Source organism: Thermosulfuriphilus sp. (assembly GCF_054026695.1).
This window is the reverse complement of sequence record NZ_JBPMLP010000009.1, coordinates 1-6,582: the sequence shown is the minus strand read 5'-3', so window position 1 is coordinate 6,582 and position 6,582 is coordinate 1. Positions and strand designations below refer to the sequence as shown.

Here is a 6,582-nt window from a genome sequence, read left to right as displayed (position 1 = left end):
TTTCCCCAGAGAGGGGTCTTTGTTTTGTGTTTTTTCCGCAAAAGAAGGGGGGGCAGGGGAGGGGGCGCCAGCGGGGGCGCCCCCCGGCCTGCGGACCCTTACCTGCATGAAGCACGTCGGTCTCAATGTAGCTGCTGACGCCCTCATGACCTTGGCCTACATCGGAGTCAAAGGGGGAATGGTCATTATCACCGCCGATGATCCCTCCATGCACTCCAGTCAGAATGAACAAGACAACCGCTTCTATGCCAAACTCTCCGGACTTCCCATGCTTGAGCCTATCGATCCCCAGGAGGCCAAGGAGATGACTGTCTTCGCCTTTGAACTTTCAGAACGACTGGAACTGCCGGTTCTCCTGCGCACCACTACCCGGACGAGCCACGTTCGGGCTCCGGTAACCCTTGGCCCCCTCCCGAAAGAGGTGAGAAAAAGGGGAGAGTTCGTTAAAGATCCGAAGCGCTTTGTCCCTGTGCCGGCGGTGGCCCGGGTAAGGCACCAAATCCTCCTTGAGCGTGGCCAAGAGGCCCAGATCATGGCCGATGGCTCCCGGTTCAACGAAATCATTGGCCAGGGCCCCCTGGGAATCATCACCAGCGGTGTTGCCGTCAATTATGTCCTTGATGCTGTAGAGGAACTTGGCCTGAAGGACAAGGTCTCAATCCTTAAACTTGGCTTCACCCACCCCTGGCCTGTGGGCCTGATAGCCGATTTCCTAAAAAAAGTCGAAGTGGTTCTGGTGGTCGAAGAGCTCGAAGCCTTTCTAGAGGAGGCTGCCAGAATACTTGCCCAGGAAAGAGAGATCAAGGTCTCCATACTGGGCAAGGCCACAGGTCATCTTCCCCGGCTCTATGAGTTCAACCCGGCCATTGTTCGTAAGGCCATTGCTGAAGCCGCTGGCCTAGAAGCCCACGGAAAAAAAAGAGCTGATCTTTCCTGGATACCAGAACTACCTCCGCGTCCGCCCACCCTATGTCCTGGTTGCCCCCATCGCGAAACCTATCTGATCATTAAGGAAGCCCTTAAAGATCTTGGCGAAGAGGCCATCTATCCTACCGATATAGGCTGTTACACCTTGGGGCTCCTTCCGCCCATCCAGATGGCAGACTATCTGATATGCATGGGATCAAGTGTAGGAAGCGCCTGTGGTTTTTCGGCAGCCACCCAACAGCGGATCATATCCTTCATCGGAGACTCGACCTTCTTCCACGCCGGGATCCCTCCCCTGGTAAACGCTGTCTATAACCAGCATCGCTTCACCCTGGTAGTGCTGGACAACGAGACCACTGCCATGACCGGCCACCAACCAACCCCCTCCCAAGACCTTATGCCCCCCGGCTACGAACATCCTAAGGTCTCTATCGAAGAGGTCTGCCGAGCCATAGGGGTAAGAGAGGTGGTGACCATCAATCCTTACCGAAAAGAAGAAGCTCTTGAGGCCGTAAAAGAGCTCCTCAAAAAGGACGAACTTTCGGTCCTTGTCTCTCGGGCCCCTTGTATTCTCTATGCCCGACGCTTCAGGAGTTCCAAATAACTAGGAGGCATCCATGAAGAGATTAAAAATACTTTTTGTCGGTGTGGGTGGTCAGGGGATACTTCTGGCTACCCGAATCCTGGCCGAAGCAGCCCTTAAAGACGGCGTCCCAGTAGTGGCCAGCGAGGTCCACGGTATGGCCCAGAGGGGCGGGGTCGTGGAGTCAAACGTCCTCCTCGGAGGATTCAGAAGCCCGCTTATTGCTGAGGGGGAAGCCGATGTCCTGGTCTCCTTTGAGCCAGTCGAGGCCTTAAGGGCCCTTAACCGTTGCCATACCCAAAGCATTATCATTACTAACACCAGCCCTATTGAGCCCTTCACCGTTAAGGCTGGGATTGCTCAATACCCAGATGTCTCTTGGGCCATAGCCAAAATGAAGGAATCCTTTGCCAAAGCTGTAGCCTACGATGCCGAACAGGTGGCGAGGGAGGCTGGAACCTCCCGGGCCGTAAACATCACCCTTTTGGGGACTCTGATGGCCACGGCCCTTGTCCCTGTCTCCCCTGAGACTGTCCGGGAGACTTTGGCCAGCCTGGTCAAACCCAAATTTCGGGAGGCCAACCTAAAGGCCTTTGAGCTTGGCTGGCAACAATGGTCAGCTCAGAAATAGGCCAGTTTCTCCTGGCTGGGGTCTCGAACGGGGCCATCTATGCCCTTGTGGCCTTAGGCTTTTGCTTGGTTGAGGCCTCGACCAGGATTGTAAACTTTACCCAGGGTGATTTTCTGACCCTCGGGGGACTGATCATGTTCAGCCTTCTCGCGAAGGCCGAACTCCCCTACCCTTTGGCCTTCTTTATGACCATCCTATCCGTGGCCCTGGTTGGCCTTCTTCTTGAGAGATTGGCTCTTAGACCAGCCCATAGCCGAAACGTCCTCACCTTGGTCTTTATCACCATCGGAGCCTCGGTCTTCCTAAGAGGGGTCATCAAACTGATCTGGGGCAAGCAACCACAGGGCTTACCGGGTCTTCCGGGTCAAGGTAGCCTTGAGATCCTGGGAGCAACGATCACGGCTCAGAGTCTCTGGATCTTCTCCATCACCGGGGCTATCGTCATTTTTCTTCACCTTTTTTTCTCTCGGACTCTTTGGGGAAAGGCCATGAGGGCGACGGCGGCTAACCGGCAGGCTGCCCGACTTGTGGGGATCCCGGTCTCTCTGGTGGTAGCTCTTTCCTTTGCCCTGGCCGGAGCTTTAGGAGCAGTAGCCGGGATTTTGATCACCCCCATCACTACGGTCTCCTTTGATACTGGCGTCATCATCGGGCTCAAAGGGTTTGCTGCAGCCATCCTTGGCGGCTACGGCCATTTCGGCGGGGCCGTTCTTGGAGGACTTATCCTGGGAGTCACTGAGACCATGGCTGCAGGTCTCATCTCTTCGGCCTTTAAGGATGTGGTGGCCTTTGTCATCCTTTTGCTGGTGCTTTTTTTCAGACCTCAGGGGCTTCTTGGACGACCTCAGGGGGAGCGGGCCTGATGATTGCCAGACAGGACCAATTCATCCTCGGAATCATTGGCCTCATCTGCTTGGTTACCCCTCTTTTTCTCACCAATCCTTACTACCTGAACGTGCTGAACATCGTTGCCCTACATACCATTATCGTCATTGGCCTGACCCTTTTCATTGGCTATGCCGGCCAGATCTCCCTTGGCCATGGAGCCTTCTATGGCCTCGGGGCCTATGGAGCAGGAATACTGTCCCTCTACGGCCTCAATCCGTGGCTATCCGTGGCCCTTGGAGGGGTGGCTGCCGGGCTTGCGGCTTTCGTCTTGGGCCTAAAAGCCCTTAGGCTCCGGGGGCATTATCTGGTCATGGCCACTCTGGGTTTTAACCTTATTGTCACCCTGCTGATCATTGAACTAGAAGACCTCACTGGAGGCCTAACCGGTCTTCCGGGCATCCCTCCTCTATATTTAGGGGGTCTGTCTCTGGCCGATGATCGGAGCTTTTACTTTCTCGCCTGGACCGTGGCCCTGCTGAGCATTTATCTCGCCCTCAATCTCATCTCCTCCCGCATTGGCCGGGCCCTGAGAGCCATTAAGGCCGGGGAACTGGCGGCAGCCACCGTCGGGATAGATGTCCCCCGTTATAAATTGGTGATTTTTGTCTACAGCGCTGTTTTAGCCGGGTTGGCCGGCGGACTTTATGCCCACTATCTATCTTTTATAAGCCCCAAGACATTTGACATCTTTTTCTCCGTAGAAATTGTCACCATGGTTCTCATCGGAGGCGTTGGGAACATCTGGGGAGCTTTGGCCGGAGCAGGACTTCTGACACCTTTACCCCAGGTGCTCCATTTCTTTGAAGACTACAAAGACCTGGCCTATGGCCTTATCCTCATGTTTATCCTCATTCTGAGGCCAGAGGGACTGGTCTCCATTATCAGAAAAGACTCATAGACATGGGGAAAGGAATCCTTGAGTTCAGAAGAGTAAGCAAGTCCTTTGGCGGGCTTATGGCCTTGAGCGAGCTTAGCTTCAGTGTGGGGGCAAAAGAGATAGTTGGCCTTATCGGCCCCAACGGGGCTGGGAAGACTACGGTCATCAATCTGGCCAGTGGCCTTATCTGCCCAGACTCTGGGGATATTATTATGGAGGGTAAAAAGGTCTCTGGCCTTCCTCCCTGGCAGATTGCCGCCTTGGGGCTGGCCAGAAGCTTTCAGCACCTAGAGATCCTCCCGGGATTCACCGTTCTTGAAAACGTGATGGTTGGCCTCCACCTTAAAGAAAAAAGTGGATTCTTCTCCTGTCTCTTGGGCCTTCCGGCTGTAAAGAAAGAGGAAAAGATCTCCCGGGAAAGAGCCAGGAGAGTCCTTGAGACCCTGGGGCTTTCTGATCTATCTGACTATAGGGCCGAGACTCTTCCCTACGGACTTCAGAGGCAAATTGTCCTGGCCAGAGCCTGGGCCTCGGCTCCCCGGATCCTTCTTCTTGATGAGCCGGCCGCTGGTCTCAACTCCTCTGAGAGGGAACAGCTGGCTCGAAACATTATCAGGATCCGCAATTCAGGCTGTAGCATTCTCCTTGTCGAACACGATATGGCTCTCGTTATGGAGGTATCTGAGAGGGTCCTGGTTTTGAACCATGGACGCCTAATCGCCGAGGGCCTTCCTAGGAACATCCAGCGCCACCCAGAGGTACTTAAGGCCTATCTAGGCTGAGGCATGAAGATTAAACAGAGTCCTGAAGACTTCTGCGTCGAAGAAGTAACCAGCCTTGGGCCACAGCTTGAAGGCCCTTATGCCTTTTACCGTTTGAAAAAAAGGGGGGCCAATACCATTGATGTTCTCCGGGATATTGCCCGCAGGCTTCACCGCCGTCTGGAGGAAATAAATTACGGTGGCCTCAAGGACCGCCACGCCTTAACCACCCAGTATATCACCATAAAAAGCGGGCCAACCCACGATCTATCCGGAAAGAACTGGCGGTTAGAATATCTGGGGCGTAGCCCAATCCCTATGACTAAGGCCTATCTCCTTGGTAACCGATTCCGAATCACCGTCCGGTCGGTCAAGCTCTCTGAAGAAGAGCTTGAAAGAAGGCTTAAAGAGATAAAAGACTTCGGGCTTCCCAACTACTACGATGATCAGCGCTTTGGTTCGGCCCGCCACGGCCAGGGCTTTATGGCCAAAGAGGCCATCGCCGGAAATTTTCCCCGGGCCCTTTATCTCCTTCTGGCCCAGGCCAGCAAGTGGGATGAGAAAAAAGTCCGCCGTTTTCGGCGATGTCTCTCCGAAAGATGGCCAGAGGTAGGCCCCTGTGCTAGGTTGGCTCCCAGCCGTTGGGAGTATCAGGTAGTCGTCTTCCTGGGCCGGGGGAAGCTCTCTAAAACTAGAGCCCGAAAGGCCTTTTCCCTGGTTGATCGGGAGTTTCTCCTTCTTTTGGGCCAAGCCTATCAGAGTTTTATCTGGAATGAATGCCTAAAGGAAATCATGATTCGCCTGGGCATAGACCTTTATCCCCAGCCATATTCGGTCGGAACCCTCTTCTTCTATCGTAGGCTTGATCCCGAGATCCTCTTAAGGCTTAAAGAACTTGAGATCCCCACCCCTTCTCCTAAACTTAAATTAGAAGGCCTTTTGGCCGAGACGATGGAGGCTGTCCTCAAAAGGGAGGGCTTCAAGGGACTGACCTCATTTCGTACTAAGGCCAAGGGCTTGGTCTTTAAGACTATCCGCCGAAAGGCCCTGGTCTTCCCTGAAGAGCTTAGAGTGGAGAAAAGGAACTCCCGAATCACCTTGAGTTTTTTTCTACCCAAAGGAAGCTACGCCACCGTCTTTCTGAAGAGACTCTTCAGCCACTGAAAGATGGGCAATAAGTTCTAGCGAACAGGGTCAATAATCCCTTAAGCCTTAAAGAATTACAAAGCCCCTCAAGAGGTTAGGATGGGATAAACACTGGGAACAATTCAAGGATCTTCCCGCAGGAGTCGATCCTCTTTAGGAAGAAATACCTAAAAAGGAGTACCAAATGAGAACTCTTTATTCTTTAAAATTTCTGTTCCCCGGTCTGTTGGGGCTCATGTTTCTCTTTAACATTTTAATATTCTTCTTTAAGGCCCCTTTCTCATATCTCCTTATGGCCCTAAGTGGCCTTTGTTTTGTCTTTGGTTCCCTTGTCTCTGGAAAGCTTAGCCGTCAGTTGGGGAAAATTAGCACTGTGATCTGGGCATCGGCTAAGGGCCGATTTGAAAAGGGGCTGCACCCTGAAGGCCTATCTGAGATCCGGGAACTTTCCCGAGCCCTTGATGGGCTTTTTGCCTTTGTTATCGGCCAATTCTCCACTCTTGGAGTCCAAAACAGGATTTTGGGAGAAGCCCGGGAATTTATTGAATCATCCAGTGGAGAAATAAAAAAACACGCCCACGAAACCGGCCAGATGGCCCAGGAGATGAAAAAATCAGCCACTCAGGCCACTGAGGATATTGAGACCATCTTTATTGCCTTAAGGGACCTTTCCACTGCGGCCACGGAGATTGCCCAGAGTATCTCCACCACAGCACAGAAGACCAATGAGGAACAAGAACACGCCTTGCCCACCAAGAAGATCATCTCA

7 protein-coding genes are annotated in these 6,582 nt (G+C 53.2%); all 7 read left to right on the top strand.

Annotation, left to right across the window (positions count from 1 at the left end):
* Positions 1–106: 106 nt before the first annotated feature.
* Entirely contained in the window at positions 107–1,531 is a 1,425-nt protein-coding gene (locus tag ACXJJX_RS01695) for a thiamine pyrophosphate-dependent enzyme (protein ID WP_456431276.1), read from the top strand.
* Positions 1,532–1,544: 13 nt separating this feature from the next.
* The gene (locus ACXJJX_RS01690) at positions 1,545–2,141 is read left to right on the top strand and encodes an indolepyruvate oxidoreductase subunit beta (protein WP_456431274.1); all 597 of its coding nucleotides are present in this window, start codon (positions 1,545–1,547) and stop codon (positions 2,139–2,141) included.
* A complete protein-coding gene (locus ACXJJX_RS01685) occupies positions 2,123–3,004 on the top strand; it encodes a branched-chain amino acid ABC transporter permease (protein WP_456431272.1) in 882 nt (293 codons plus the stop codon). Before ACXJJX_RS01690 ends, ACXJJX_RS01685 begins: the two co-directional genes overlap by 19 nt.
* On the top strand, positions 3,004–3,927 hold the full coding sequence (locus tag ACXJJX_RS01680; protein ID WP_456431270.1) for a branched-chain amino acid ABC transporter permease: 924 nt from the start codon (positions 3,004–3,006) through the stop codon (positions 3,925–3,927). The genes ACXJJX_RS01685 and ACXJJX_RS01680 overlap by 1 nt, the downstream gene beginning before the upstream one ends.
* Before the next feature lie 2 nt (positions 3,928–3,929).
* Entirely contained in the window at positions 3,930–4,688 is a 759-nt protein-coding gene (locus ACXJJX_RS01675) for an ABC transporter ATP-binding protein (RefSeq protein WP_456431268.1), read from the top strand.
* A gap of 3 nt (positions 4,689–4,691) precedes the next feature.
* The gene (truD, locus tag ACXJJX_RS01670; RefSeq protein WP_456431266.1) at positions 4,692–5,831 is read left to right on the top strand and encodes a tRNA pseudouridine(13) synthase TruD; all 1,140 of its coding nucleotides are present in this window, start codon (positions 4,692–4,694) and stop codon (positions 5,829–5,831) included.
* Positions 5,832–5,997: 166 nt separating this feature from the next.
* On the top strand, positions 5,998–6,582 hold a 585-nt coding region (locus ACXJJX_RS01665; protein WP_456431264.1), incomplete at its 3' end, for a methyl-accepting chemotaxis protein.

What these genes read in the sequence shown, in the direction of transcription:
- ACXJJX_RS01675 (WP_456431268.1), top strand. Translation starts at nt 3,930, where the DNA reads ATGGGGAAAGGAATCCTTGAGTTCAGAAGAGTAAGCAAGTCCTTTGGC.
- ACXJJX_RS01695 (WP_456431276.1), top strand. Translation starts at nt 107, where the DNA reads ATGAAGCACGTCGGTCTCAATGTAGCTGCTGACGCCCTCATGACCTTG.
- truD (WP_456431266.1), top strand. Translation starts at nt 4,692, where the DNA reads ATGAAGATTAAACAGAGTCCTGAAGACTTCTGCGTCGAAGAAGTAACC.
- ACXJJX_RS01680 (WP_456431270.1), top strand. Translation starts at nt 3,004, where the DNA reads ATGATTGCCAGACAGGACCAATTCATCCTCGGAATCATTGGCCTCATC.
- ACXJJX_RS01685 (WP_456431272.1), top strand. Translation starts at nt 2,123, where the DNA reads ATGGTCAGCTCAGAAATAGGCCAGTTTCTCCTGGCTGGGGTCTCGAAC.
- ACXJJX_RS01690 (WP_456431274.1), top strand. Translation starts at nt 1,545, where the DNA reads ATGAAGAGATTAAAAATACTTTTTGTCGGTGTGGGTGGTCAGGGGATA.